This window comes from Petrotoga sp. SL27 (assembly GCF_002924605.1).
Taxonomy (GTDB): Bacteria; Thermotogota; Thermotogae; order Petrotogales; family Petrotogaceae; genus Petrotoga; species Petrotoga sibirica.
This window is the reverse complement of the sequence record NZ_JAIP01000023.1, coordinates 120,484-147,052: the sequence shown is the minus strand read 5'-3', so window position 1 is coordinate 147,052 and position 26,569 is coordinate 120,484. Positions and strand designations below refer to the sequence as shown.

At 35.4% G+C, this 26,569-nt stretch carries 25 protein-coding genes; 3 read left to right on the top strand and 22 right to left on the bottom strand.

The features are described 5' to 3' along the window. Positions 1-4: 4 nt before the first annotated feature. From AD60_RS08655 to AD60_RS08570, 18 genes are all read right to left on the bottom strand, one after another. The gene (locus AD60_RS08655; RefSeq protein ID WP_103877347.1) at positions 5-1,096 is read right to left on the bottom strand and encodes a 4Fe-4S binding protein; all 1,092 of its coding nucleotides are present in this window, start codon (positions 1,094-1,096) and stop codon (positions 5-7) included. Positions 1,097-1,100: 4 nt separating this feature from the next. Further along, complete coding sequence (locus AD60_RS08650; RefSeq protein ID WP_103877346.1) at positions 1,101-1,652, bottom strand: nucleoside-triphosphatase; 552 nt, start codon at positions 1,650-1,652, stop codon at positions 1,101-1,103. Further along, positions 1,645-2,640 (bottom strand): xanthine dehydrogenase family protein molybdopterin-binding subunit, encoded by a 996-nt coding sequence (locus AD60_RS10750; RefSeq protein ID WP_103877345.1) that lies wholly within the window; start codon positions 2,638-2,640, stop codon positions 1,645-1,647. Before AD60_RS10750 ends, AD60_RS08650 begins: the two co-directional genes overlap by 8 nt. Then, positions 2,637-3,923 (bottom strand): xanthine dehydrogenase family protein molybdopterin-binding subunit, encoded by a 1,287-nt coding sequence (locus tag AD60_RS10745; protein WP_341805474.1) that lies wholly within the window; start codon positions 3,921-3,923, stop codon positions 2,637-2,639. The genes AD60_RS10750 and AD60_RS10745 overlap by 4 nt, the downstream gene beginning before the upstream one ends. Then, positions 3,901-4,395 carry a (2Fe-2S)-binding protein gene (locus AD60_RS08635; protein ID WP_103877343.1) on the bottom strand — a complete coding sequence of 165 codons (495 nt, stop codon included), beginning with the start codon at positions 4,393-4,395 and terminating at the stop codon, positions 3,901-3,903. Before AD60_RS08635 ends, AD60_RS10745 begins: the two co-directional genes overlap by 23 nt. Further along, positions 4,392-5,309 carry a xanthine dehydrogenase family protein subunit M gene (locus AD60_RS08630; protein WP_103877342.1) on the bottom strand — a complete coding sequence of 306 codons (918 nt, stop codon included), beginning with the start codon at positions 5,307-5,309 and terminating at the stop codon, positions 4,392-4,394. The genes AD60_RS08635 and AD60_RS08630 overlap by 4 nt, the downstream gene beginning before the upstream one ends. Then, positions 5,251-6,582 (bottom strand): putative aminohydrolase SsnA, encoded by a 1,332-nt coding sequence (ssnA, locus tag AD60_RS08625; RefSeq protein WP_103877341.1) that lies wholly within the window; start codon positions 6,580-6,582, stop codon positions 5,251-5,253. Before ssnA ends, AD60_RS08630 begins: the two co-directional genes overlap by 59 nt. A 20-nt stretch (positions 6,583-6,602) precedes the next feature. Next, positions 6,603-7,970, bottom strand: coding sequence for an 8-oxoguanine deaminase (locus AD60_RS08620; protein WP_103877340.1), 1,368 nt, complete (start codon positions 7,968-7,970; stop codon positions 6,603-6,605). A gap of 5 nt (positions 7,971-7,975) precedes the next feature. After that, the gene (locus tag AD60_RS08615) at positions 7,976-8,449 is read right to left on the bottom strand and encodes a (2Fe-2S)-binding protein (protein ID WP_103877397.1); all 474 of its coding nucleotides are present in this window, start codon (positions 8,447-8,449) and stop codon (positions 7,976-7,978) included. A gap of 32 nt (positions 8,450-8,481) precedes the next feature. Continuing rightward, entirely contained in the window at positions 8,482-9,330 is an 849-nt protein-coding gene (locus AD60_RS08610; RefSeq protein ID WP_103877339.1) for an XdhC family protein, read from the bottom strand. A gap of 26 nt (positions 9,331-9,356) precedes the next feature. After that, the gene (locus AD60_RS08605; protein ID WP_103877338.1) at positions 9,357-10,235 is read right to left on the bottom strand and encodes a xanthine dehydrogenase family protein subunit M; all 879 of its coding nucleotides are present in this window, start codon (positions 10,233-10,235) and stop codon (positions 9,357-9,359) included. After that, positions 10,232-12,487 (bottom strand): xanthine dehydrogenase family protein molybdopterin-binding subunit, encoded by a 2,256-nt coding sequence (locus AD60_RS08600; RefSeq protein WP_255396827.1) that lies wholly within the window; start codon positions 12,485-12,487, stop codon positions 10,232-10,234. Before AD60_RS08600 ends, AD60_RS08605 begins: the two co-directional genes overlap by 4 nt. A 56-nt stretch (positions 12,488-12,543) precedes the next feature. Beyond that, complete coding sequence (locus tag AD60_RS08595) at positions 12,544-13,554, bottom strand: ornithine carbamoyltransferase (RefSeq protein WP_103877336.1); 1,011 nt, start codon at positions 13,552-13,554, stop codon at positions 12,544-12,546. A gap of 21 nt (positions 13,555-13,575) precedes the next feature. Continuing rightward, a complete protein-coding gene (hydA, locus tag AD60_RS08590; protein WP_103877335.1) occupies positions 13,576-14,931 on the bottom strand; it encodes a dihydropyrimidinase in 1,356 nt (451 codons plus the stop codon). A 14-nt stretch (positions 14,932-14,945) separates the two neighbouring features. After that, positions 14,946-16,148 carry a YgeY family selenium metabolism-linked hydrolase gene (locus AD60_RS08585; RefSeq protein ID WP_103877334.1) on the bottom strand — a complete coding sequence of 401 codons (1,203 nt, stop codon included), beginning with the start codon at positions 16,146-16,148 and terminating at the stop codon, positions 14,946-14,948. A 235-nt stretch (positions 16,149-16,383) separates the two neighbouring features. After that, positions 16,384-17,631, bottom strand: coding sequence for a threonine synthase (gene thrC / locus AD60_RS08580; protein ID WP_166667751.1), 1,248 nt, complete (start codon positions 17,629-17,631; stop codon positions 16,384-16,386). Positions 17,632-17,647: 16 nt separating this feature from the next. Beyond that, positions 17,648-19,114 carry a pyridoxal-phosphate dependent enzyme gene (locus AD60_RS08575; protein ID WP_103877332.1) on the bottom strand — a complete coding sequence of 489 codons (1,467 nt, stop codon included), beginning with the start codon at positions 19,112-19,114 and terminating at the stop codon, positions 17,648-17,650. Positions 19,115-19,331: 217 nt separating this feature from the next. Then, positions 19,332-20,699, bottom strand: coding sequence for a uracil-xanthine permease family protein (locus tag AD60_RS08570; RefSeq protein WP_103877331.1), 1,368 nt, complete (start codon positions 20,697-20,699; stop codon positions 19,332-19,334). A 263-nt stretch (positions 20,700-20,962) separates the two neighbouring features. On the opposite strand from AD60_RS08570, the gene AD60_RS08565 reads away from it, so the two are divergent. From AD60_RS08565 to AD60_RS08555, 3 genes are read left to right on the top strand one after another with little or no spacing between them, the layout of a single operon-like run. After that, complete coding sequence (locus AD60_RS08565) at positions 20,963-21,286, top strand: hypothetical protein (RefSeq protein WP_103877330.1); 324 nt, start codon at positions 20,963-20,965, stop codon at positions 21,284-21,286. Next, the gene (locus tag AD60_RS08560) at positions 21,286-21,795 is read left to right on the top strand and encodes a hypothetical protein (protein WP_103877329.1); all 510 of its coding nucleotides are present in this window, start codon (positions 21,286-21,288) and stop codon (positions 21,793-21,795) included. The genes AD60_RS08565 and AD60_RS08560 overlap by 1 nt, the downstream gene beginning before the upstream one ends. A 9-nt stretch (positions 21,796-21,804) precedes the next feature. After that, positions 21,805-22,884, top strand: a complete 1,080-nt coding sequence (locus tag AD60_RS08555; RefSeq protein WP_103877328.1) for a hypothetical protein — start codon at positions 21,805-21,807, stop codon at positions 22,882-22,884. Between the two features lie 101 nt (positions 22,885-22,985). On the opposite strand, the gene eno is transcribed toward AD60_RS08555, so the two are convergent. From eno to coaD, 4 genes are all read right to left on the bottom strand, one after another. Then, positions 22,986-24,284, bottom strand: a complete 1,299-nt coding sequence (eno, locus tag AD60_RS08550) for a phosphopyruvate hydratase (protein WP_103877327.1) — start codon at positions 24,282-24,284, stop codon at positions 22,986-22,988. A gap of 79 nt (positions 24,285-24,363) precedes the next feature. After that, positions 24,364-25,062 carry a UMP kinase gene (gene pyrH, locus AD60_RS08545; RefSeq protein WP_103877326.1) on the bottom strand — a complete coding sequence of 233 codons (699 nt, stop codon included), beginning with the start codon at positions 25,060-25,062 and terminating at the stop codon, positions 24,364-24,366. A 233-nt stretch (positions 25,063-25,295) separates the two neighbouring features. Continuing rightward, positions 25,296-25,889 carry a translation elongation factor Ts gene (tsf, locus tag AD60_RS08540; RefSeq protein WP_103877325.1) on the bottom strand — a complete coding sequence of 198 codons (594 nt, stop codon included), beginning with the start codon at positions 25,887-25,889 and terminating at the stop codon, positions 25,296-25,298. 168 nt (positions 25,890-26,057) lie between these two features. Further along, a complete protein-coding gene (gene coaD / locus AD60_RS08535; protein WP_103877324.1) occupies positions 26,058-26,546 on the bottom strand; it encodes a pantetheine-phosphate adenylyltransferase in 489 nt (162 codons plus the stop codon). Between the last annotated feature and the right edge of the window lie 23 nt (positions 26,547-26,569).

Sequence of the window (26,569 nt, the reverse complement as noted above, 5' to 3'; positions counted from 1 at the left end):
CCCTTTATAAATATGAGGACAGAGCATTGAAATTACATCTTGTTACACATAATCCACAACCAGTACATTTATTAGTATCTATTCTCACACTGTGAAGTTCTTTTATGAGATGGATCGCATCATAAACACAACTTTTGACACATAACCCACATTCTGTACATTTTTCATCGTTTACGGTTGGAAATATCAAATTATAATTTGCCTCAGTAACAGTATTTTTTTGAGCAATTCCCCTGATTTCTTCTAAAGACTTAAATCCATGGTCGTTCAGATACTTTTCAATTTCATTAGCAATCTTTTTATATATTTGAGGTCCATTCAAAATAGCTGCGGTACAGACTTGAACAGCTTGGGCCCCTGCCATTATCATTTTTATTGCTTCTTTACCTGTACTGATTCCACCTACTCCAACCACGGGAATATTGACCGACTTGACAGCTTCGAAAACTGCCCTCAAAGCTAACGGGAAGATCGCCTGACCTGATAACCATCCGAAACCATTCTTACTTCCCAACAAAGGTTTACCACTTTCTAAATCGATATCTAACGTCGGACCGAAAGAGTTTATCAAGACTAAACCATCTGCACCAGCCTTTTCAGCCTCTTTAGCGAACGTTGGAATATCTATTTGAGGACTAAGTTTTACCATAACGGGAAGATCTGTACTTTCTTTCGCTGCTTTTATACTATTAATCATGGGGGTAGGGTCATTACCAAGGTAGTGGGTAGAGAGTTCGAAGGCATCAGCAAACCGTTCTACTTTTGGTATTACTTCTTTTATATCTTCAGAGGTATACCCAACGCCTATTATCACCGGCAACCCTGTTTCAACTACCTGAGGATATTCATTTTCAATCCATTGTTCTAAGGATAACTCGGACCAAAGTTCGGTATTTATAAACCCTCCTTTTACCTGTGCCATATTTGGTTTTGGAACCTTTGCAGCCCTCACTGAGACCGTTTTGGTAACGATCGCTCCAGCTCCACCTTCTTTGGCTTTGTGGGCACTCTCTCCATCTTTAATAGGTGGCCCGGCAGCGGGCATTACAGGGGTTTTCAACAACATTCCTAATAAGTCTACAGATATATCAGCCATAAATTCACTCCTTCATTGAACGTAATTGTTTTATCAAACTCAATACCTCTTTGTAAACTTCTTCACGGTTTTCCAAGGTTACTCTAAATATTCGAACGTCTTTTCTATTTCTTATCCTGTCCAAAAATGTATTAGATTCATCTTTTATTACACCTAAAACAGGTTTGTCACTATTCAGAACCTCTTCAACTTTCTTTTGAAATTTGAACGCAGTTAACTCGAATCTTCCCAATTCATCCATGATTACTAAGTCAGCATCATCAATGTTTGTAAGAAGTTGTACACCAATTTTGTCAAATACTTGAATATTTATCTCCCAATTTTTAGATTCATCTTTTCTGAAGGCAAATCTGTTATATTTAGATTTTTTAGATCGATCACCGTTATTAAATGAAGATACTTCTACTAAATAAAAGGCGTTCCAACTATTTTTTTTACCTTCTCTATCAACTGAAAAACCGCAAACATGTAATGATAATTGATTAATCACTTTACGTATAATCGTCGATTTACCTACACCTATAGAACCTGTAAGAAAGATGTTATTTTTAATCATTTTCTTTTTCTTTTAGAGCTTTAAGAATTTTTTCTGGGGTGATAGGTAACTCATAAAATCTAATACCTATAGCATCGTATATAGCGTTAGCAATGGCAGGGGAAGCTGCAATGGTTGTTGGTTCTCCTATACCTTTTGCACCAAATGGCCCGATAGAATCTTCATTTTCTATTAATACAGAATGAAAATTCGGAACATCCATAGAAGTTGGAACCAAGTAACCTGTCATATTTGGATTTAATGTGATTCCATTTTTTATTACTTGTTCTTCCATAAGAGCCATACCTATTCCTTGCGTTGTACCACCCTCTATCTGTCCTTCCACATTTATAGGGTTTATAGCTTTTCCACAATCAAGTGCGGTATAAACATCTTTTACTTCAACTTTTCCAGTGACTGTGTCGACTTCCACATCGACGACCTGAGTCATAAAGGTGTAAGCAACGTAGACTTCATGGGCCTGTCCGGATATTAAATCGGGAGAATATGTTGGTGGAAAGTAGGTCGCTTCACCTTTCAAAGTTTCACCTTTTTCTTCTACCTTTCTTTTTAAATCCCAGTAAGTAATTGTTTTTTGGGGGTTAGGATTGTAGATGATTTTTCCATCTTTCAAAGTTAGTTCAGGATAATTACTATTGAACTCTAAACTCGCATAATGGAAAATTTTTCCCTTTAAGTTTTCACAGGCTTGTTTTACTGCATTTCCTGTAAAGGTGGTTTGACGAGTTGCAGATGTTGATCCTGAATTCATAGTTTTATGAGTATCGCCCTGAATGACTTTTACTTTTTCAACACCAACTGAAAGAACTTCTGCTGCAATTTGACTGATAACCGTTAAAACTCCTTGTCCTACATCGGCAGCCGCAGTTACAACCAAAACCTTTTCATCATCTGTAAATTCAACCGTCGCATGAGAAAAATCGGGAAATCCTTCACCGTAACCATATCCGAACATTATTGTAGCCATACCTCTTCCTTTTTTCTTCAATGTCGAACACCTTCTTTCTCTTTTGAAAGCTTTAAAGCTTCCTGTATTGTTTCAACGACGTTGACACTTTGAGTAAGCTTTTGACCATTTGGAGTAATTGAGCCAATTCTGTAAGCGTTCTTTAGTCTAATCTCTGCTGGATCCATACCCAACTTTTCAGCTAATATGTTCATTTGAGATTCATAAGCAAAAGCCATCTGCGTTGTTCCAAATCCTCTCATGGCGCCACCATACGTATTATTAGTGTAAACGGTATAAGCTATACCCTTAACGTTAGGTACATTGTATGGACCTGTACAATGATACATACCTTTATGTACAACAGCAGGACCACTGGATGCATATGCTCCTGTATCTCCTACAACTTCAACCTCCCAAGCTTTTAGAATTCCATCTTTGGTTGCACCGGTTTTTGCCTTTATATACAGTGGATGCCTTTTAGACTGAGCGATCATAGATTCTTCTCTGGTGTAAGTTAATTTAACAGGGTGTTTTGTGCTCATTGCGGCTAATGCTAAATGTATATGTACGGAAATATCTTCTTTTCTACCAAATGCCCCACCAATAACGGGTTGTATTATCCTAATTTTTTCTTTTGGTAAATTTAAAGATTGGGCTATATCAGCTTGTGTATCGTGAAGCCATTGTGTGGTTGCCCAAATAGTTATTACGCCAGTTTTTTCATCGTAAACAGATACACCAGACTCTACTTGTAAAGGTAGTTGGTCAACATGCTGCGTTTTATACTCTTTTTCTATTATTACGTCAGATTCATCAAATCCCTTCTTAATATCCCCTTTGTTTAATTGATGAGTAACAACTATGTTTCCAGTTTCATGAATTTTTGGAGCGTCTTCTTCCATTGCCCTGAAAGGATCGGTAATGACCTCTAATTCTTTAACTTCGACATTTATTAAATTAATAGCTTTAGTGGCGATTTCTTTACTCTTTGCAACAACTATAGCCAATGCGTCTCCCATAAAACGGGTCTTTTCTCCTATTCCTACTAAAACAGGTTGATCTTTAATTATCAATCCAAACTTGTTCAAATGAGGATAATCCTTTGCAGTGATAACTTTAATTACTCCAGGTAATGATTCCGCTTTAGAAACATCTATCTTTTGAATGTAGGCATGTGGATGCGTAGCACGTTTAACTTTCACATAGAGCATATCTTCAAAGTATATATCATCCGGATAGATGGCTTTACCCAATACTTTGTCTTTGGCATCAACTTTGAAAACATTCTCTCCAACGTATTTATTTGGTTTCAACTTTCTCACCCCGCTTATACTCAGCGATTTTAGTGGCCGAGAGTTTAACCGCGTCTATTATTTTTTGGTATCCTGTACATCTACAGATATTACCGGATAGTCCCCTTTTTATTTCTTCTTCCGTTGGGTTAGGAATTTCATCCAGAAGTTTCTTAGTTGCCAATATGAATCCAGGTGTGCAAAATCCACATTGTACCGCTCCGGCTTCAATGTATGCCTCTTGTATAGGATGTAAAATATTTTTATCACTCAAACCTTCAATAGTAACTATTTCTGCACCATCTGCTTCGTATGCAAGCACTAAGCAAGAAGCTACGATTTTATCGTTCATTATAACCGTACATGCACCGCATTCTCCTTTTCCACAACCTTCTTTTGTACCTGTAAGATTCAGATCGTCCCTGATTAAATCCAACAATCGGGTAGTTGAATTTACATTGCATTCTCTTTTAATACCATTTATGGTAAAGCTTATTTTCAATCTACCCTCACCATCCTTTCTATTTCGTTTAATGCGCGAATTGTTAGATTTTTAGCAACTTCCCTTCGATATTCTTTGGTACCTCTTATGTCATCTATTGGTGAAATGTTATCTGAGACTACTTTTCCAATCTGAGAATAGTCTAATTCGTTTAACCTTTTTCCAACCATAAGAGGTTGAATTTGAGATATCTCAATTGGAACTGGAGCTACAGAACCAAGAGAACATTTCACTGTTTTTATGCGTTCATCATCATTGAAGGTCACAACAATAGCCAACGTTATACTTGAAATTATCAAGGCGTTTCTTTTCCCAACTTTTAACCATTTTCCATAAGTGTGTTTTTGAGGTATCGGAATGATAATTTTTTCTAAAATTTCATCCTTTCTAAGTACGTTTTTTTTAGGTCCTAGAAAAAACTCTTTTGCAGGTACCTCAAGGGTTTCATTTTGGGAAGTTATTTTGAATACAGCATCGTAAGCTATTAAGGGAGGTAATAAATCTCCTGCTGGGGAAGAATTCGCAATATTTCCGCCAATAGTGCCCCTATTTCTGATTTGGGGTGATCCAACATCCAAGGCAGCTTGACTGATAAGTGGAAAATATGTTTGTATAATCTCAGATTTTTCTAATTCATCGTGGGTGAGTAAAGCACCAATTTCAACTCGAGAATTATTGATTTCGATTTTTTTCAGTTCATCGAGGTTTTTTAAACTCATCCACCTTTCTATTTCATAAAGACGGTCAAAGTAATCTACCAAAACATCTGTACCACCTGCGATGATTTTGATGTTAGGGCTGTATCTTGAGAGTATCTCTGTAGCTTCTTTCAATGTTTTAGGAGCAAAGTATTGTTCAGAATCTCTCCCAAAATCTTCTTGCTTGCTCCCGAGTTCTCCTGTGTATTCTTTCATAATCTAAAACCGTCACCTCCCGATTATCCATAATAATTTTGCCGTCAACAATTACAGTTTCAACCATCCCACCGTTCATTCCGAAAAGGATATGGGAATAAACGTTGTCTTTCTCAATGGGTGTTGGGGAGATATAATCCACTATTATTAAATCCGCTGGAAAATTTTCTTTTATTTTTCCAATTTCGACACCTAATAGGTTGGATACAATTTGTATATTGTTATTAAAGGCCATGTTGTAAACTTCGTTCCACCCCGCCTGTGGGTCACCTAATTGATGTTTTTGGAGCAAGTTTGCAACCTTTATACTTTCGAACATATCGTGTGTATAAGCATCTGTTCCCAGACCGGTTAGGATTTCGTTATCAAAAAAATCTTTTATTGGAGCCGCTCCTACAGCATTGCCCATGTTTGATTCTGGATTGTGAACTACGTATGCACCACTTTCCTTCAAGAATGGGATCTCTTCCTTCTTGATATGAACGCCATGCACAGCTAAGGTATGGGGCCTTAATATTTTAAATTTCGATAATCTATCAACTACACCTAGGTAGCCTCTTTTTGTACTGTCTTGCAAATCTTCTATCCCTTCTGCCACGTGGATATGAAACGGAACGTGTAACTCGTCTGCTAATTCTGAAGCTTTGTTTAACGTTCTATCTTCAAGTGTAAAAGAAGCATGCAACCCAATCATTCCACCTAACTTATCATTTTGAGAAACCTGAATTTTTCTAATAAACCTTTCATTTTCTTTCAGAGATGCATCGCTTTTAGTCTGACCATGTCTATCTGATACTTCATAACAAAGATTAGCCCTTATACCAGCTTCCATTGCTGCTTGTGCAATGATGTCCAAACTGCCATCTATATAATTAAAGCTTGCATGATGGTCAAAAATGGTGGTAACTCCGTTTTTTATACACTCTAAAATTGCAAATAACGCACTATAATAAATATCATTCTCGTTTAAAGTGTTGTCCAGTCGCCACCATAATTTTTCTAATATTTCTAGAAAGTTTTGTGGGGGAGAGTCAGTTTTTAAGTTCATTCCTCTGGCAAAAGTACTGTACAGGTGAGTGTGAGTGTTTATTAAACCAGGCATTAAAATTTTATCTTGGACATTTTTGAAAACAGCATTAGGATATTTTTGAAGTAAAACTTCAGTCTCTCCTATTTCTTTTATTTTTTTACCTTCAATTAATATCGCCCCATTATTAATTATAGGGGTTTCTTCGTCAAAGGTGAGAACAGTGGCGTTGCCTATTAACAACATGTTCATTTCCCTCCAAATTTTTAGGCCTCGAGCATCCCTTTAGATAATTCATTAGCCTTTTCGATGATTTTTCTTTCATCAACTTTAACAAGTTCACCATCTTTTACAACTATTTCTCCATTTACGATGGTTATATCTACAATTTGAGAATCACCTGTATTAATAATCATTGAAATAGGGTCGTAAATGCCTCCCGTATAACCTAATCGATCCCAACGAACCAAGAACATATCTGCCGCTTTACCTTCTTCTAAACTTCCAATTTCTGGTTGGTTTATAACTTCACTTCCACCTTTTGTGGCTATATGCAACACATCTTCAGAGGTAATAGCGTTGATACCGTAAATTAATCTGCTCATCAAAAATGCAGTTTTCATTTCTAAAATCATATTAGAAGAATCGTTGCTAGCACTTCCGTCAACACCTAAGCTTACTTTAACACCTTTTTTTAACATAGAAGGGATCTTTGCAGCCCCAGAGGCGAGTTTTGAATTCGAAACAGGGCAATGAGCAACCCCTGTTTTAGTTAATGCCAGCTTATCTATCTCTTCTTCGTTGAAATGAACCCCATGGGCAAACCATACATCAGAACCTAACCAATCTAAACTCTCCATGTATTCTAAAGGTCTCTTACCAAAGGCATCTATACAAAATCTCTCTTCGTCTTTTGTTTCAGCTAGATGTGTATGACTACAAACACTATATTCTCTTGCCAATTGAATAGATTCGTTGAGGAGTGTAGAAGTCACAGAGAATGGAGAGCATGGAGCTAGAACGACTCTATGCATGGCAAATGGAGAAGGATCATGAAATTTTTCAATAACTCTTTGGGAATCTTTCAATATTTCTTTTTCTGTTTGAACTACTGAATCAGGAGGAAGTCCTCCATCTTTTTCACTCAATGACATACTTCCTCTACTTCCATGTAATCTGATTCCAATTTCTTTCGCAGCATAAAATTCGTTATCAAGAAGATCAGGGGGTTGATTCTTCGGAAAAACATAGAAGTGATCAACTGATGTCGTACAACCAGTTTTAAGTAATTCGGCTGTTGCAACTAAAGTACTGTAGTAAACAACCTCTGGTGTCAACCTTGACCAAATGGGATACAAAAACTTTAACCAATCAAATAATTCTACATTTTGTACTTGGGGAATGTTTCTTGTAAAGGTTTGATAGAAATGATGATGTGTGTTAATTAATCCTGGATATACATAATATTTGGAACCATCTATAACTTCATCAATTTGTTCGTCTGACACATCTATATTTCGGGAAATTTTATGTATTATCTTATCTATAATTAAAATATCGTGATCCTTCAATTGATCTTTGTTTGCGTTCATAGTGGTTATGATTTTAGCGTTTTTTATCAATATGTTCGACATATATATCAGCCTTCCTTTATTTGTGTGACTGCTTCTATTGCTTCGACTATTTGATGATATCCAGTACATCTACAGAGATTTCCTTCTATTGCTGTTTTTATTTCTTCTTTCGAGGGATTAGGATTTTTATTCAACAAAGCTTTGGCAGACATGAGCATACCAGGAGTACAAAAGCCGCATTGAACGGCTTGATGATCAATAAAAGATTGTTGAATTGGATCTAATTTTCCATTAACTTCCAACCCCTCCGTCGTGAGAACTTCATAACCATCAATTTGAGCTGTTAATATCAAACATGAATGAACAGCTTCACCATTTAAAATAACAGTACAAGCACCACATTCGCCTACTGCACATCCTTCTTTTACACTTGTCAATTTCAACTGGTTGCGTAGAGTATCAAGAAGTCGCTCTGTTGGTTCCACTTGTAATACTTCTTTTTTATTATTCACGTAGAGAGTTACTTCAATTTTTCTCATTTTTTGAATACCTCCATCAACATAAGTTTCAATCAATTTTGTACACTGCTTGTTTCTTTGCTTCCAATTGTGTTGTAGAATGGAAGACGGAGTGTATCTAAATCAGCACCTTTTTCCACAGCTATTAATTCAGCAAGTATCGATATGGCTAATTCTTCTGGCGTTTCTGCCTTAATTGGTAGACCTATGGGGGCATAGATCTTGTCCAAAAAGTGTTGGGACACACCAACTTTGAGCAGATTTTTCTTCGTTTCAGCAATCTTGTGCTTTGAGCCTATGACGCCAAGATAGGCAAAAGGTTTATTTTCAAGGGATTGTACTACCTCTTTGTCAACAGCATGTCCCCTCGTTACCACCACAACATAACTTTTGTTGTGTAAGCGTATTTCATTATCCAAGGCCTCTTTTAACGGAGAGCAAACCACATGTCCCCAGGGTATATTATCCTCATTTGCAAAATCTCTTCGATCGTCCCATACGGTTACCTTGTAGCCAGTTAAGGTCGCCACACGAGCCAAAGCCTTACCCACGTGTCCTGCACCGAAAATAACAACTTCTCGATTCTGCCCTATTACTTCGAGGAACACTCCCAAACTACCCCCACATATGGCACCTTCATCTCCAGCTTCTTTTGCGTTGAGCGATTCCCTATATAAACGAACTTGAGCATCGCTTTTAAGTAAATTGAGGGCTTCCTCGATTACGTGATGTTCGACTATACCTCCTCCTATGGTTCCAATTGTACTGCCGTCTCCAGCAACCCACATTTTGGCTCCCATACTGCGAGGAGTAGATCCCTTTTCTTCAACGACTGTGCACAAAACCCCTACAGGTCCTTCTTTAAGAGCCTGATCTATTGCTTTTAGAATCTCTTCGTTCATATGCGTTTCACCTCACTTTACCAATTTCAAAATTTTCGGTTTGAGTTTGTAACCTCTATAATCGCCTTTTTGAAAATTGCACCTAAGGCTGGTTTTTTGTAGGGAGTAGACCATCTTTCGCCAGTTATTTTCACCATTTCGTCGCCGATTTTTTTTGCTAATTCTTCCAAATTTAATTGATTAACTTTTTGATTTAGTATTTCCCCTTCTATATTCTTAAATCTTACCGGAAAAGGTGTTGCAGAACCTGGTACGATTCTTATATCTTCAATTTCTGAGTTTTGTTCATTTATTTTTGCAACAATAGCTAAGTTTAGTCTTGCTATATTCAAAGCTCTTCTTCTTCCAATTTTTTGAAAACTGAATCGATAATTTCCATCTACTTTTGGTATTATTATTTTGGTTACGAGTTCATCATTATTTTTGACAGTCTTGTAAGGACCTACAATATAATTTTCTAATTTTACGAGTCTCCTCCCTCTTACAGAGCTCAGCTCTATTTCAGAATTTAAAGCCATCAAAGGAGGAATTAAATCTGCTGCAGGAGAGGCGTTGGATATATTCCCTCCAACGGTACCTCTGTTTCTAATCTGGGTAGATCCTATACTTTTTGCTGCGGTTACAAGAAATGGAAAATGTTTGTTAATAATGTTTGAGTTGATCAACATTGTATGTGTACACAAAGGTCCTAACTCTACAGAGTCTTCCGTTTCATCTATAAATTGAAGTGCTTTGATATTGGAAATATCTAAAATATAATCAAATTTTTCTAATCTAGAACTTTCTTTATGTATATCAACCAGTAAATCAGTTCCACCAGCTAATACCTTTATACTTTCATATTTGTGCAAATATTCCAAAGCAGAATCAACATCTTTAGCAATTAAAAAATCATATTCAATCATTTTTTCTTCCTTCCTTTTTTCAAAGAATGACCTACAACAATTTTCTCTAAGTTTATGGGCAAAGATCTTATTCTTTTCCCAGTTGCTTGAGCAACCGCATTTGCTATTGCAGCTGCCCCTAACTCCAAAGTAGGCTCTCCTATAGATTTTGCACCGTAAGGTCCGTTAGGATCAGGATTTTCAACGATAATAGGAGTTATATCGGGCATATCTTTAACTGTGGGTACCAAATATTCGTCAAAATTGGTGTTGTTGATGTATCCCTCGTTTATATCCAGCTCTTCCATGATCCCATATCCGAGGCCCATTGATATTCCACCATAAAATTGACCTAAAACATTCGCAGGATTGATAGACCTTCCAACATCGTGAGCAGCTACCATTTTAAGCACTTTTATCTCACCTGTACCTATATCAACTTCAACTTCTGCTATCTGACATCCATAAACATATGTAAAATAGGGTCTGCCTTGCCCTGTTTCTTCATCCCAACTTATCTTCGGAGCTTTGTACCAACCATATGAAGATAAAAAGACGCCAGAGTTGTATGCACTGGAAGCAGCTTCATCAAAAGACATTAATTTTTCTTGATCGGGAGTATAAATCGAATTGTCTTTAAATATTAATTCTTTGTGGGATGAATTATACTTTTCTATAAGAAAATCAGTTAATTTCTTCTTAAGCTTTTTTGCCGCATCGAGCGTTGCATTCCCTCCAACCAATGTTGCACGAGAAGCTACCGTAGAACCGCTATCTGGAGAAATTAATGTATCAACGACCATGAAGTTGATCTTTTCAATATCGATCCCTAATTCTTCAGCTACAATTTGAGAGAAGGCTGTTTTAAGACCTTGTCCGTTTTCAGCCAAACCACTATAGAAATATAATGTTCCATCTTTTTGTATGGATAATATGACACCAGCAGCATCTACAGCTTCTGCTCCTAAACTACAGCCTCTGTAACTTATAGCCATACCTATCCCTTTTCTTTTGTCAGCTTTTTGTTCTTTACTGTACTCTTTGTACTTTTCCAAAAAATTGATCGAATCAGCAGCCTTTTTTATTACCTCTTCGAGGCTAACTTTGTGATTATCAAGCTTTTGACCACTTGCTGTTTCGGAATTGTCATGAAAAATATTTTTTAATCGAAGTTCTAAAGGGTTCATTCCGAGTTCTTGAGCCAGTTCATCCATTAAAGATTCATTGGCAAATATGACTTGAGGGGATCCATATCCTCGCATGGCTCCAGTGTAGACGTTGTTAGTATAATATCCATAAGTATCGGTCTTAACATTTGGAATTTCGTAAGGACCAGTTGCTTGAACAACAGACCTCCAAGTAACAAAAGGAGTTTGGCACGCGTAAGCTCCACTGTCAGCGATTGCCTCTATTTCCATAGCCAGTAGCTTGCCTTCTTTTGTAGCCCCTACTTTGTACCTCATATTGTAAGGATGCCTCTTATAACTTTCGATAACTGATTCTTCCCTTGTGTTTTTTAACTTTACAGGTCTATTCGTTTTCAAAGCCAAAACAGCAGCTCGAGCAGACATAGAAGAAATTACTTCATCCTTGCCACCAAATGAACCACCTATGTGATTTTGAACTATTCTAACTTGGTTGAACCCTATTTTAAGAACAGAGGCAACTGCGTTACGGCAAGCAAAAGGATTTTGTATGGAACCATATATTGTAACTACACTATTGTTCTCATAAGGAACGGCAATTACAACCTCGGGCTCCATGTAGGCATGCTCAACAAATTGGGTTTTATACTCTCTTTCTAAAATTACATCAGATCTTTTAAATCCTTCTTCTACGTTGCCCTTTCTGAGTTTGTGATGAATGACCTGATTATTATCTTTATCTTCATGGATAGGTAATGCATTTTTTGACTCTAATGGATCAAAAATCCCAGGGATCTCCTCGTATTCTACTTTTATACTTTCAACCGCCTTTTTTGCTAACTCTGGAGTTTCTGCGGCAACAACCGCTATTCCATCCCCTATGAAGTAAGTTCTTTCTTTAGCTAACACCTGCTGATCGGGGATAATAACACCAAATTCGTTATTTGGTATATCTTTTGCAGTTATAATGGCTTTTACTCCAACAATTTTTTCGGCTTCATCTAAGTTTATGTTCAATATTCTTGCAGAAGGATACTTAGATCTTAGTACTTTTGCATACAACATATTTGGAAATTCTAAATCATCAGCAAATTTAGCTTTTCCTGTTACCTTTTCGTATGCGTCGATTCGTTTTTTTGGTTGATTGACACTTTTAAAAATGATCGTTCACCTCCAAATAATGTTTAGGGCCTTCCTCCCATAGTCAAAGCCATGATTGCTTTTGCTGTATGTAAACGGTTTTCTGCCTCGTCATATATTATTGAATGAGGACCGTCAATAACAGGATCAGTTACTTCTTTGCCTCTGTCTGCTGGCATCGCGTGCATATAGAGAACATCTTTATCGGCTAAGGACATTCTTCTTTCATCACAGATCCAATCTTTGTGTTTTTCAAGGTTTTCCTTCATCTGTTTTTTCCCTTCATCCGTATCAGGATTTTCCACCCCTAAAAATCCACCCCAGTTCTTTGGAATAACAATTTGAGCTCCATCGAATGCCTCATCCATATTGTTTGTGAACTTTAAACTTCCACCATGTTTTTCTGCGTTTTGCTTTGCTTGTTCGATGATCTCTGACATAAGTGGAAATTCTTTTGGATGGGCTATAGTCACGTCCATTCCGTACCTTGTAAATAATAATGCCTGTGTTTGAGGTACAGACAATGGTTTTGCATGGGATGTGGCGTAAGCCCAAGATATAGTAACTTTAATATTTCTAAGATCATTACCACATTTTTCTTTTATTGTCATCAAATCCGCCAAACCTTGTAAAGGATGGTAGAAATCATCTTGAAGGTTAATAACAGGTACATCCGCATATTTTGCAACCTCTCTCATGTAATTGTTACCAATTCCGAAAAAACAGTTTCTTATTGCTATTGCGTGTCCAAAGCGACTCAAAACAATTGCAGTATCCTTTGCTGATTCACCGTGAGAAAGTTGCATCTTATCCGGTGTCAGATCATGAGCATGTCCACCAAGTTGTGTGATACCTGCTTCTATAGAGTTTCGAGTTCTAGTAGATTGTTCAAAAAACATCATAAAGATAGTTTTTGATCTTAATAAATGATCCGTAGGTTCTCCCAGTGCAAATCTTAGTTTAAGTTCTTTGGATACTTCAAAGACAGTTTCTAATTCTTCTTCAGTCCACTCTTGTGTAGTTATAAAATCCTTTCCCCTAAAAAGTGTATTCATTTTATCTCCTCCAATATAATATTATATGGCTTTTACGAACCTTCCAAATCCTTTTTCTCCTATGAATTTTCTATCTTTTACAATTACCTTTCCCCTTAAAATGGTCGTAATAGGGATTCCTTCTACTTCAAATCCTTCAAAAGGAGTGTATCCAGCTTTTGAATGAGTGTTAAAACTATTTAATACCTGCTTTAAATTTGGATCGAAAATAACTAAATCAGCGTCTGAATTCAAAGATATTGTTCCTTTTTTTGGATATAATTTAAAAATTTTTGCAGGATTGGTTGAAAGCAGCTCAACCAATCGGTTGATAGAAATTAATCCTTTATTTACCCCATATGTATAAATCAAAGGGAGAAGTGTTTCTACTCCTGGAATACCAGGAAATATATCCAATGAATTTTCACCCTTTGATTTTTGTTCTGCGTTGTAGGCGCAATGATCTGTGGCAATTACGTCTATAAAGGTTTTTTTAACACCTTCCCACAAAGCTTCGTTATCTTTTTTTCCCCTCAAAGGAGGAGTCATAAGATAAAGTCTAGCTTTAGGGCCATTTAATAATTCCATAGTTAACAAAAGATAATGGGGGGTGGTTTCAACATACAATTTAAAATCTTCTAATTTCTTGTAATCTTTTACAACCTGATAGCCTTTTTCAGAAGAAAGATGTACGATATATAGTGAAGCATTAGTTTTATAAGCAATTTCACAAATTTCTTTAACAGCCTTTTGTTCAGCTTCGCTTGGACGAATATCTGGATGATATCGAACATCTAGTTTATTTTCTTTCTGGAATTTCATTATATTTTTTTCTATAATTTCATCATCTTCAGCATGAACAGCTACTATTAAGTCATTTTCTGAAGCTGCTTTAAATAAAGGTTCCCATTTGTCAGAAGACAACATATATATATTTCTGTAGGTGGTGAATGCTTTTAAACTAGATATGCCAAAATCTCGGATCTCTTTAAGTTGATGATTTTGCTCAAGTGGATTGAAGCTGTTGTTAATAACCATGTGAAAATGAAAATCGATCACGGAATCTCTAGTTTCTTCAAATCTTTTTTCTAACCCCTTCATTAAAGAAGAATCTTCCATATCGGCAAAATCTATGTGTGTGGTCACTCCACCCAAAGCAGCCGATCGACCTCCCCAGTAGAAATCATCTATACTGGTTATACCTCTAGCGTGTAAACTGAAATGTGTATGGCTATCTATGATGCCAGGAAAAATATACTTTCCACTTGCATCTATTAATTCTTCGTCCATATATGGGTCTAACTTAGCTTCTATTTCTTTTATTTTCTCTCCTACTATTCTAATGTCCTTTTTTTCGGTTTTTGTGGCAGTAACAACAAGACCGTTTTTGATTAACACCTCAATCCTTCCTTTTACAAGTATTTTTGAGCGTACAATTTAGGAACGCATGCATACATTGCAGCAGCCTTCACTAACTCGCTTTTCCAAGTTTTTTCGTTAGGGGCATGAGCTTGATCTTCATGTCCTGGACCGAATCCAACACACGGTATACCATACCTTCCCATTATAGAAACACCATTGGTGGAAAAAGTCCATTTATCTACCAATGGTTTTTCTTCAAATAAGCTTTGATATGCTTCTATGAGAGTTTTACATGCAGGATGATCTTCGGATAGTGCCCAGGCAGGAAAATACGCTTGTGTGGGATATACTAATCCAGTGTAGGACGGTTTTTCATAGGTGTAAAGTTCCACATCAGCGTCATGTTTCTCAGATGAAGGTAAGGTTTTAATCTCTTTTAAAGCATCGTTCCAACTTTCTCCCCAAGTCAACCTTCTATCTATAGATATCGAACAACCATCTGCAACCGCACATCTGGAAGGAGAAGAAAAGAAAATTTCTGAAACTGTCAAACTGCCTTTTCCTAAGAAGTCATCATTTTTTAAACAAGTGTGTAATACTTGGAGCTCTTTTATGATGTCAGCCATTTTATATATAGCGTTATCTCCTCTTTCAGGAGCTGAACCATGACAACTAATACCATGAGTCGATACTTTTATTTCCATACGCCCTCGTTGGCCTCTATATATATTGCAAGAGGTTGGTTCAGTAATAACAACAAATTCAGGCTTAATTTTATCTTCTTCGATGATATATTGCCAACAAAGTCCATCACAATCTTCTTCTTGAACCGTTCCAGTAATTAATAGTGTATAATCATCAAATAAATCTAAATCTTTGATAATTTTGGCTCCGTATACCATAGAAGCCATACCACCTTCTTGATCACTTGCTCCTCTTCCAACAATAATTTCTTCGTCTTCGTAACCTTGATACGGATCGTAGTTCCATAAATTTATATCTCCAATACCTACTGTGTCGATATGTGCATCCATAGCAATTAAGTGTTTCCCACTGCCAATGTAACCTAGGATGTTCCCCATAGGATCAATGTCTATTCGGTCAAAACCAACTTTTTCCATCTCCTCTTTAATTCGTAAAATAACTTCTTTTTCTTTTCCGCTTTCACTTGGAATAGCAATCATGTCCCTAAGAAATTTAGTCATATCTTTTTTATACTCTTCTGCTTTTGATAGTATTTGTTTGTAATTCATATATTTTGATGAACCCCCTTTTATTTGATAGTTCGCTGTTTTTAAGAACTAAAAAAAGCTCTTTAAAATGTAAGTTATATCTAATTTAGCGTCCCTTCGCCCCGCAGCCTCCCAATATAAGGATAAAAGAGTATGGCTTCACCATCTAATTTTTGGAAATGATTTTATTTTTATATTGATTATTGTGTTTTGATTTATGATACTAAAATATATCGTTCATGTATTAAATAAATTATTAAAAATTATAATCCTTTAATAATTGGGATAATTTTTTTAAATTAGGTTGCACAGTTAAAGGGGCTCCTACAGCTTTTTCAGCATTTTTTATATCCTTTAATCCATTGCCAGTAACAACAACTGCAACACTTTCAGAAGGTTTTATTATACCTTTTTCAACAGCCTTTTTTATACCAGCCACTCCTGCAACTCCCGCTGGCTCACCAAAAATGCCAGTATTCTTACCTAAAACTTTCATCATATCTAATATTTCCTCATCTGTTACGTTGATCATATCACCATTAGAATCTTTAACAGCCTTGATGGCTTTTATATAATTTCGAGGTTTTCCAACAGCAATACTATCCGCGATTGTGTTTTCTGGAACAGGAATCAGTTCTGTACCTTTGTTAAAAGCTTCAGTTATTGGTGCACAACCTTCAGATTGTACTCCTAATAACCTCGGTAACTTATCAATGAAACCTATTTGTTTTAAATCATACATTCCTTTCCAAGCACCTGCTAGTGTACAACCATCTCCCACAGAGTAAACTAACCAATCAACCATTTGCCAGTTTAATTGTTCGGCTATTTCTATCGAAGCGGTTTTTTTGCCCTCAACTAAATAAGGGTTAATAGCAGCGTTTCTGTTATACCATCCCCACTTATCAATAGCTTCTTGGGAGAGATAAAAAGTTTCTTCATAAGACCCCTTTACTGATAAAACCAAAGCTCCAAAAACTAACAACTGAGTGACCTTTCCGATGGGGGCTCGCGAGGGAACAAAAATAACAGCCTTCATTTCATTTCCCATAGACGCTATGTTCCCCGCCAACGAAGAGGCAGCGTTCCCAGTGGAAGCACAGGCAACGATGTTCATGCCCGCCTCTTGTGCTTTTACAACACCTATAGCCGAGGCTCTATCTTTCAATGAACCTGTTGGGTTTAAACCATCATCCTTTATGTAAATAGTTTCTATACCTAGTAGCTTTGCCATAATATTACTTTTGTATAGAGGCGTTCCTCCCACCCTCAAAGGTGGTTTAGGGGTGTTAGGATCTATTGGTAAGAGCGGTGAATATCTCCATATAGATGGATCGGGATTCGCTTTTAAATCTTGCTTGTTCCAATCTTTTTTTATTTTTTCATAATCATATTCAACATCTAAAATACCTTTTTCTCCACATTTTGGGCAAAGATATTGTGTAGGCAAAGCTTCGTATTTTTCCCTACAAGAAATACACACCAAATCTTTTACATATTTCAGTTTTCTCCCCTCCAATCTAGTCTAACAATCCTGTTTTTTTGTTAAATTCTATTATTAGTTGATCTATTTTGTCTGCAATTTCAAATGCGTTACCCCAGTATTCTTCATCGTTGTACCATTGCTCGTTTAATTCATCTAGTTCTTTACCCTGCTGTTCTATCCAAGTATAGTATTTCAAATTATGTATTCTTTTTTTATCATAATAACTCAATTCTTGAATAAAGTCTGTTTTTACCCCCATCAAATGCCTGTTAAAATCTATAGCAGCCTGTTGTTCACTGTATCTACCCTTTTGTTCTTGTAACTCTTTAAGTCTTGAGCGATATAATTCCATTGAATCAGTGAATACTGTCATCACAACATCTTTATCCGTTAATTCATAGTATTTGGCAAATTTTATAGCGGACAGAACATTTGCAATAGAAGAGATTCCAAGTAAAGATAAATTATCTACAACAGATGAAGGAACTCCTTGTTTTCTTAAGTACTCTTTTCCTTCAGGTTCATTGAAAAGCCTTATTAAATTCATAGCATCATTATCATCTATCGCCATAACCATATCGGTATTTTTAACGTTATGGATCCAAGGCACATGTTTATCTCCTATTCCCTCAATTCGATGGGCACCAAATCCGTTGTACAATAAGGTAGGACACTGCAGCGCCTCCGAGACAGCTAATTTACTATTCGGGTATATAGATTTTAAATATTCTCCTGAACCTAACGTTCCAGATGATCCTGAAGTGAGGACGGTTCCTGCCAATCTGTCTTTTTCCCCCATAATTTTTTGTAAGACTTCTTCCATAGCGGGACCTGTAACTACATAATGCCACAAACGATTGCCCATTTCATCGAACTGGTTGAAAATAACCACATTGTTGTGAGTAGACTTTAATTCATTACATTTATCAAATATCTCTTTTACATTGCTCTCGCTTCCGGGTGTTCCAATTACTTCCCCTGCAACTTTTGATAACCATTCGAATCTTTCTCTACTCATACCTTCAGGCAATATAGCTATGGATTCACATCCCAAAAGCTGAGCGTCATAGGCACCTCCACGACAGTAATTACCTGTTGAAGGCCAAACGGCTTTTTGAGTAGTAGGATCAAATTGACCCGTTACAAGCCTTGGTACAAGGCAACCAAATGTGGAACCAACCTTGTGTGAACCAGTTGGGAACCATTTACCGACTAATGCCACTATTCGAGCTTTAACGCCTGTTAACTCAGATGGTAACTCAAAGTAATTTACATTGCCATATAAACCACCTTTTGCAATCGGTTCGTTTTTCCAAGTTATTCTAAATAAGTTGTATGAGTTAACATCCCATAGTCCTATATTCTTAAGCTTTTGTTTGATTTTATCAGGGATCAAGGTTGGATCTCGCATTTGTTCAAAGGTTGGTATAATAATATTATTCTCTTTAGCTCTTTCTACCGCTTTTTTGAGTACCTCTTTGTCAATACTAAAATCTATCATCTTATTCCTCCTTGGTTTTTAAATATTTTTTGAATTATCTTCCAAAAGAAACCACACGGGTTAACCTTGATACCTCTTTAAAATCAAAATCTTTTTTCTTGGTTAAATTATTATTATAACTCTTTTTGATTGAATAATTAAAATCTTATTCTGAACGATATATAAACGATCATATGTATTAACAATTAAATTTATCTGGATAAAGTACTCCGCAGACTCAGGCCTTATTCTGATTCATTTTTTTGGGTTCTGGTATAATGAGATTTAAAATAAAAGCGGTTAAAAATCCAACAGTAATGTTAGAAGAAAAGATAACTGACATCCATTCAGGTAATTGATTCACTATATCGGGCCTAAATGTAACTCCTAATCCCAAAGCTAAAGAAAATGCTAATATAAACATTTTTTTATCGTTTAGTCCATCTTTTACCGCTATTCTCATCCCTGCCATTGCAACCATTCCAAAGAGTGCTATAGTCGCCCCCCCTAAAACAGGTTTAGGCATAACACTCACTAAAGCACCAATCTTAGGAAAGATACCTAATAGTATCAAAACAAGTGCCACACCATATCCAACGACTCGACTCGCAATCTTACTAAATTGTATAACTCCAGTATTTTGACTAAAAGTTGTGTTAGGAAGGGTGTTGAAAATAGCTGCTAAAGCGCTACCCACACCATCTAATAAAACTCCTCTTTTTAATCTTTTATCGTGTACTTCACCTTCAATTGGTTCACAACTAACTTCTGCAATTGCTGTCAAGTCACCTACTGTTTCAATTGTAGTAATAATATAAGCTAAAATCCAAGGAATGATAAGTGCCCAATTAAATGATAACCCATATTTTAATGGGATAGGGACTGTTACCCATCCAGCTTCTACAATTGGAGCAAAATTCACCATACCCAGCGGTATTGCAACGAGGTATCCTACTACTAAACCAATTGCTATAGCTCCTACTTTTATAATACCTTTCCCATATACATTTGCAATTACAATGACTAATAATACAAACAAAGCCATGGATAAATTTTGAGCACTCCCAAAATTGGTTGCTCCAGCCCCTCCACCAATATCTGTTATAGCTACTCGTATCAGCCCTAAACCTATTAACATGACAACTGTGCCGGACACTACAGGAGGGAAAATTTTTCTAGTTTGTGTTAAAAACCTACTCAAAATCATTTCAACTGGAGAAGTAATAAGAGCCATACCAAGTACTAAAGGTAATCCTCCTACATTGGCTGCAACAATTGCCATGGGAACAAAGGTAAAACTTGTTCCTTGTACTGCCAATAGACCGCTACCAAAAGGTCCTAATTGTTTTACTTGAAAAAAAGTAGTTACCCCAGAAATAATCAAAGCCATGCTTACAAAATATCCGGTTTCCAAAGGATTTAGATCTGCCACACCCGCAATAATCAAGGGTGGAGTGATGATACCTACAAACATCGCTAACACATGCTGAATACTCAGAACAACGGTCTCATAAAAAGGAGGTTTGTCTTCAAGCTTGTATAAAAATTCTGTTCCTGTTTCTCTCTCTTCTTCTACTTCTACGATCTTTGTTGTGCTATCTTCCATTAATAATCACCCCTTTAGAATTGAATGTGATTTTTAATTAAACTTTAACTTTTATTATACTTTAATTTTGTTTTATTTTCAAGTAATGTTTTCTTTAGTTTTTCGCGTTTAATTGATTTCATTTACCGTTAGTTTTTTCTAATTGTCCATAATCTGATATATTTAACTTAACGTATAAATTATGATATAATCTGAATATCGATTAAGAATTAATTGTACATTTTAAAAAATAATTGAGTTTTTCAAAAAGGAGGACATTCGCAATGTTTAACTTTTTTAAAAGAAACAGGTCAAACAATTTCAAAACTTCTAATAACACTGCTTTTTACGATGAAAAAAATGCAATAGTTATATATTTCAAATGTTCAAAATGTGGAGAAAAATTCAGAAGTCATCTTAGAAAAGGATACGATTTTATTACGGATTACGATACAGGTGAGTACAAAATAAATAAAGAATATATAGGTTCAAACTGTTTTAACAAAATACACCTTTCTGCCACTTTTGATAGAAATTATAAATTAAAAGAATACATCCTTGAAAATGGGGAAGTTATCAGTAAAGAAGAATGGGAGGAAAAAAGCTAATGCCTAGAACAAGTGGGGAAAAAGATACTAAAGTAAATTTATTTGAATATAGACCCGTTAGACCTTTTATACAGATTCCAGAAAAGGTACTTATGTACATATTGCAACTAACTCCATCTTCCTTTGCAAAGGTATATCTATACTTGTACAACATGAGCTACGGGCTTGGATACGATCATACAGTTACCCATACTAGCGTGCGAGAAATAGCTTCGAATTTGAATATTAGCATTGGAAGAACACAAAATGCTATCACTTATTTAAAAAAAATTAAAGCTATTGAAAAAATAGAATCACGGGCAGTAATTGGAACAAAATACAAGGTAAACGTACCAGAATATTCATCTTCTAAAAATAATTGGTACTTCACTGAACCCAATAAAGTTAGGTACATAATGATGAAAGAAAAATTATTGACTTCGGAAAAGTTAGTTACTTCCAAAATTAAACGTTATAAATCTGTAAAAAAATCATTGGAATTAGGACTATTTGATGAATCTGAAGAGTAGGTAATAAATATGTATGGCAAATTGTTGAACCTGATTTTTTCTCAAAATAATTCCTTTTTATTTGAATACGCAAAGAAAAATAATATTAATAGATTAGTAGGTACAGTTCTTTATTCAAAGGATAACATAGTTATAATAGGTGTTAAAGATTCTTTTTTCTTTTTAGAAAATCAAAGTAATCAAAATATCAAATCAGGTATTAGAGTGAATTTGAATTTTCTAAAATCGCAAGATAAAGCAAATAGTGTAGATACTTCAATTAAGATGAAATATTTAGGTGAGTCATCAACAGATGGTTTTAAATTAAGTTTAAAATTTCCAAACTTTAAAAATATCGATACTATTAACCTTAAAACTCCTAAGTTCACAGATACACAAAATATGAAAGCATCCATATGGCTTTCAGAGTTTTTTCGAACCCTAAACACACAATTGAAAAACTTAAAATTTGATAATTTGGAAACCCGCGAAATAACTTCCTTTAAAAAACTAACAGAAAAGATTGTAACTGCACTTGTAAAATCCTTTAAAGATAACTTGAACTTCGTCTTATCTCCCTCTCATTCTGCCAATAAAATCGTAGATATGATAAGAGCATATATCTCTAAAAGGGATAATCCGGATTTTTTCTCTAAGAACGAGATAAGGCTAATGAAAGAATTATTAACCTTGCAAGAGAAAGATAAGAATATCTTGCTTAATAAAAATGAATCCCAAATTATCAAAAAAAATAATATAGTGGATAAAACATTAATTTCTTACTTAACTATTAAAAATCTAAGCTTAGAAACAAAAACGCCACTGATGTTTTTTTCGATCTTTGGGATGCCTATATTTTTTACGATTGATAGAGAATATCAAAACAATTCAAAAAATTACCAGAAAGAGGCGATGAATCAAAAATTGAATTTAATCCTTCTTACTCACAACTTCGGAGTTATAGATGCCCTTATACAAAATCTGGAAAAAGAAGTTTATATAAGTTTTGAGTTGGAGAATAACACCGATTATTTTAAATTAAAAACGCAGTATCTCACAAATAAATTGAAAGAGATGAATTATCAGGTAAAAAGAATTGATTTTGTATGAAAAAAAAACTCGTTCAAGTATTATAAGAAATATATATATATATATATAAAAACCGGTGAAAAAAGAAATCACCGGTTTTTTTAATAATCTTAAAATATTCACTATTTCTTAATAGAATAAAAAGCGTTCAATCCTCTATATTGAGCGGTTGTACCGAGTTCTTCTTCGATTCTTAACAACTGATTATATTTTGCTATCCTGTCTGTTCTTGAAAGGGATCCTGTTTTAATAAAGCCTGCATTTACGGCAACAACTAAATCAGCGATAAAGGTATCTTCTGTTTCACCAGAGCGATGGGATACAACGGCAGTCATATTATTTTTGTAGGCTAATTCAATTGCATCGAGAGTCTCTGTTACACTCCCTATTTGATTCAATTTGATCAAAATAGAGTTTGTAGCTTTTAAATCTATACCTTTTTGCAATCTTTTAACATTAGTAACGTATAAGTCATCACCAACTATTTGTACCCTGTCTCCCACCTTTGCAGTGAATTCAGAGTAACCTTCCCAGTCCTCTTGATCGAAAGGATCTTCTAATGATTTGATAGGATATTTATCAATTAATGATATATAATAATCTGCTAATTCATTCGAACTCATATCTTTCCCATCAACAGAGTATTTCTTTGTCTCTTCATTGTAAAACTCAGAAGCAGCCGCATCCATAGCGATGAAGATTTGTTTACCAGGTTCGTAACCAGCAGCTTGTATGGCTCTAATAATATATTTTATAGCTTCTTCATTCGAACTTAAATTTGGAGCAAAACCACCTTCATCTCCAACAGAAGTTATGTGCCCTTCTTTTTTCAAAATATTTTTTAAATTATGAAAAACCTCTGCTCCTGCCCTCAAAGCATCCTTAAATGAATCAAATCCGGCAGGCATGATCATAAACTCTTGAATATCTAAATTATTATCAGCGTGTTGTCCACCGTTTACTATATTCATCATTGGTATGGGTAAAACTTTGGCGTTCACTCCACCTAAATACTTATAAAGAGGAAGACCTAAGGAGTTTGCTGCAGCTCTTGCCACAGCCATAGAAACAGCTAATATTGCATTAGCGCCAAGATTTTCTTTGTTTTCTGTTCCATCTAAGTTCAACATCACTCTATCAACGTTAACTTGATCAAAGGCGTTCAATCCAACGACTTCTTGCTCAATAATGTTGTTTACGTTGTTCACCGCTTTAGTAACACCTTTTCCCAGGTAATAATCTTTGTTACCATCTCTCAATTCCAAGGCTTCGAATTTACCTGTTGAAGCACCTGAAGGAACAATAGCTGAGCCCGTTACACCTGTAGATAATGTGACCTCGGCTTCAACGGTTGGATTTCCCCTTGAATCTAATACCTCTCTGGCTTTTACTGATACTATTTCATCATAAAACTTTTCCATTAATGAACACCTCCTGAAATTTATCTTTTTATATTTTTGTTAAAATCTCGAATAGAACTGGCACTTAAATGAGAATTTGTTAGTAGTTGACTTTAGTGCCTATATTCTCTCCTTCTACAGCTTTAAGCAAGTTCCCTTCTTTGAAAAAATTAATAATCAGTATGGAAAGATTATTTTTTTTACATATTGAAAAAGCCTCTGTATCCATTACTTTTATTTGCTCTTTAATTGCTTGTTCAAAAGTTATGTTGTCATATTTTTTGGCATCTTCGAATAATTTTGGATCTTTATCGTATATACCATCGACCTTCGTAGCTTTAATAAGTATATCTGCATTCATTTCTATCGCTCTCAAGGCGGCAGCAGTATCCGTAGTGAACAAAGGGTTGGAAGTTCCCCCACCAAATAAGACAATATAACCAGCTTCAAAACACTGTTCAATAAAATCATATTTGAGCGGCATTACAGAAGGCAAATTTACAATGGGCGAAACTACGATACTTTTCAAACCATTGCTTTCAAAAACGTTTTTAAGATACAGTGAATTTATGACGGTGCCCAGCATTCCTAATTGATCAGCCATTTGAATTCGGAAATCTTTCAGCTCTTTCCCTCTAAATATGTTTCCAGCTCCGACAACGATCCCCAATTTAATATTTAACTGATGAATTTTCTTGACCTCATTCACCAAATATGTTAACGTTTTCTCAGAAAACCCTTTTCCCCCTTCGCCACTCAAAGATTCCCCGCTCAATTTTAGTAATACTCTTTTGTACATAGGCCCTCCTTTTTGAAATGTGATTAATGTCTTTTAAAAAATTCTAAAAAATTATTGTTAGAGCCCATTCAGATCGCAGCTAACCACCAAAATGATGAAATTGTCCAAAAACATGCTTCGCTAAGACAAAAGAGTTTCACAGATTTTCCCTTTAAAAATAAAATCTTAATTACACTAGAAAGTAAATCTAATTCATAAACAGAGCAAAAAAGGTGGAAACCTCCACCTTTTTGTTATTCACCTATTGCGAATCTAGCAAATTTATCTACTGTAATATTTTCTCCTACTTTAGCTATCATAGAACTAATAATATCTTTTATACTTTCCCCTTCACCAAAAACATATTCTTGATCAAGAAGACAATTTTCAGTGTAGAACTTTTCTAATTTGTTTTCTACAATTTTTTCCTTGATATTTTCCGGTTTGTTGGACTCTTTTAACTCTTCCATGTAAATTTCTTTTTCTTTATCGATAATTTCTCGAGGAACTTCTTCCCTTGAAATCCATTTTGGTTTCATCGAAGCAATTTGCAGAGAAATCTTCTTAGCTAAGTCATGGAAATCATCTGTTCTAGCTACAAAATCAGTTTCACATCCCAACAATAGCAAGACACCAATTTTTTCATTATGATGAATATAAGAGTATACAATTCCTTCATTAGTGACTCTTCCAGCTTTTTTTGCAGCTTTTATAGCACCTTTCTTTCTCAAGATTTCAACGGCTTTATCTATATCCCCGTTAGCTTCTTCTAAAGCATTTTTACAATCCAACATTCCTGCTCCTGTTGAAGCCCTAAGATTCTTTATTTTTTCAATTGATACGTCCATTTAAAATACCTCCTAATGCTTTTTAATTCTGACTTTAAAAACTCTAAAACCTAGTGTTAGCGCCCCTTCGCCCCGCTCCGTTCCTCTGCCAACCATGATGGTCGATAAAACCATTGTATTTTAACACAACTAATTGAATATTAAAACAAGAAAATTATTATTTTATTACTATTTTTTTAATAGTTTTTCTTGTAACTTTGCTTCAACAAACTTAGATACCCACTTGCTAACGCTTCCATTGTAAGAGGCGATTTCTTTGATCATAGATGAAGAAATGTAAGAAAATTCTGTATCAGCCATGAGAAAGAAAATCTCTAACTCTGGAAAAAGCATATGATTTGCGTTTGCCATTTGTAGTTCATATTCGTAATCACTGACCGCCCTTAAACCTCTTATTAGATTATATATCTTATTTTTCTTTAAATAATCGACCAACAAACCGTCATAAGAATCAACAACAACATTTTTTATGCCATCTAAATCCTTTTTTACCATTTCCATCCTTTCTTGGAGAGAAAAAAGATACTTTTTGTTTGGATTATTAACCACAACAACATAAAGATTGTCAAACCTTTCACTTGCTCTTTTGACAACATTCACATGTCCAAAGGTTATTGGATCGAAACTACCTGGATAGGCTGCGTCCCTAATTCCCATTATCAAAATTCCCCCATTCCTTT

Excerpts from the sequence above, each read along its gene's own strand:
- AD60_RS08655 (WP_103877347.1), bottom strand. The coding sequence starts at position 1,096 with ATGGCTGATATATCTGTAGACTTATTAGGAATGTTGTTGAAAACCCCT.
- AD60_RS08650 (WP_103877346.1), bottom strand. The coding sequence starts at position 1,652 with ATGATTAAAAATAACATCTTTCTTACAGGTTCTATAGGTGTAGGTAAA.
- AD60_RS08630 (WP_103877342.1), bottom strand. The coding sequence starts at position 5,309 with ATGAAAGAATACACAGGAGAACTCGGGAGCAAGCAAGAAGATTTTGGG.
- ssnA (WP_103877341.1), bottom strand. The coding sequence starts at position 6,582 with ATGTTGTTAATAGGCAACGCCACTGTTCTCACCTTTGACGAAGAAACC.
- AD60_RS08620 (WP_103877340.1), bottom strand. The coding sequence starts at position 7,970 with ATGTCGAACATATTGATAAAAAACGCTAAAATCATAACCACTATGAAC.
- AD60_RS08615 (WP_103877397.1), bottom strand. The coding sequence starts at position 8,449 with ATGAGAAAAATTGAAGTAACTCTCTACGTGAATAATAAAAAAGAAGTA.
- AD60_RS08610 (WP_103877339.1), bottom strand. The coding sequence starts at position 9,330 with ATGAACGAAGAGATTCTAAAAGCAATAGATCAGGCTCTTAAAGAAGGA.
- AD60_RS08605 (WP_103877338.1), bottom strand. The coding sequence starts at position 10,235 with ATGATTGAATATGATTTTTTAATTGCTAAAGATGTTGATTCTGCTTTG.
- AD60_RS08595 (WP_103877336.1), bottom strand. The coding sequence starts at position 13,554 with ATGAATACACTTTTTAGGGGAAAGGATTTTATAACTACACAAGAGTGG.
- AD60_RS08585 (WP_103877334.1), bottom strand. The coding sequence starts at position 16,148 with ATGAATTACAAACAAATACTATCAAAAGCAGAAGAGTATAAAAAAGAT.
- AD60_RS08575 (WP_103877332.1), bottom strand. The coding sequence starts at position 19,114 with ATGATAGATTTTAGTATTGACAAAGAGGTACTCAAAAAAGCGGTAGAA.
- AD60_RS08570 (WP_103877331.1), bottom strand. The coding sequence starts at position 20,699 with ATGGAAGATAGCACAACAAAGATCGTAGAAGTAGAAGAAGAGAGAGAA.
- AD60_RS08565 (WP_103877330.1), top strand. The coding sequence starts at position 20,963 with ATGTTTAACTTTTTTAAAAGAAACAGGTCAAACAATTTCAAAACTTCT.
- AD60_RS08560 (WP_103877329.1), top strand. The coding sequence starts at position 21,286 with ATGCCTAGAACAAGTGGGGAAAAAGATACTAAAGTAAATTTATTTGAA.
- AD60_RS08555 (WP_103877328.1), top strand. The coding sequence starts at position 21,805 with ATGTATGGCAAATTGTTGAACCTGATTTTTTCTCAAAATAATTCCTTT.
- eno (WP_103877327.1), bottom strand. The coding sequence starts at position 24,284 with ATGGAAAAGTTTTATGATGAAATAGTATCAGTAAAAGCCAGAGAGGTA.
- pyrH (WP_103877326.1), bottom strand. The coding sequence starts at position 25,062 with ATGTACAAAAGAGTATTACTAAAATTGAGCGGGGAATCTTTGAGTGGC.
- tsf (WP_103877325.1), bottom strand. The coding sequence starts at position 25,889 with ATGGACGTATCAATTGAAAAAATAAAGAATCTTAGGGCTTCAACAGGA.
- coaD (WP_103877324.1), bottom strand. The coding sequence starts at position 26,546 with ATGGGAATTAGGGACGCAGCCTATCCAGGTAGTTTCGATCCAATAACC.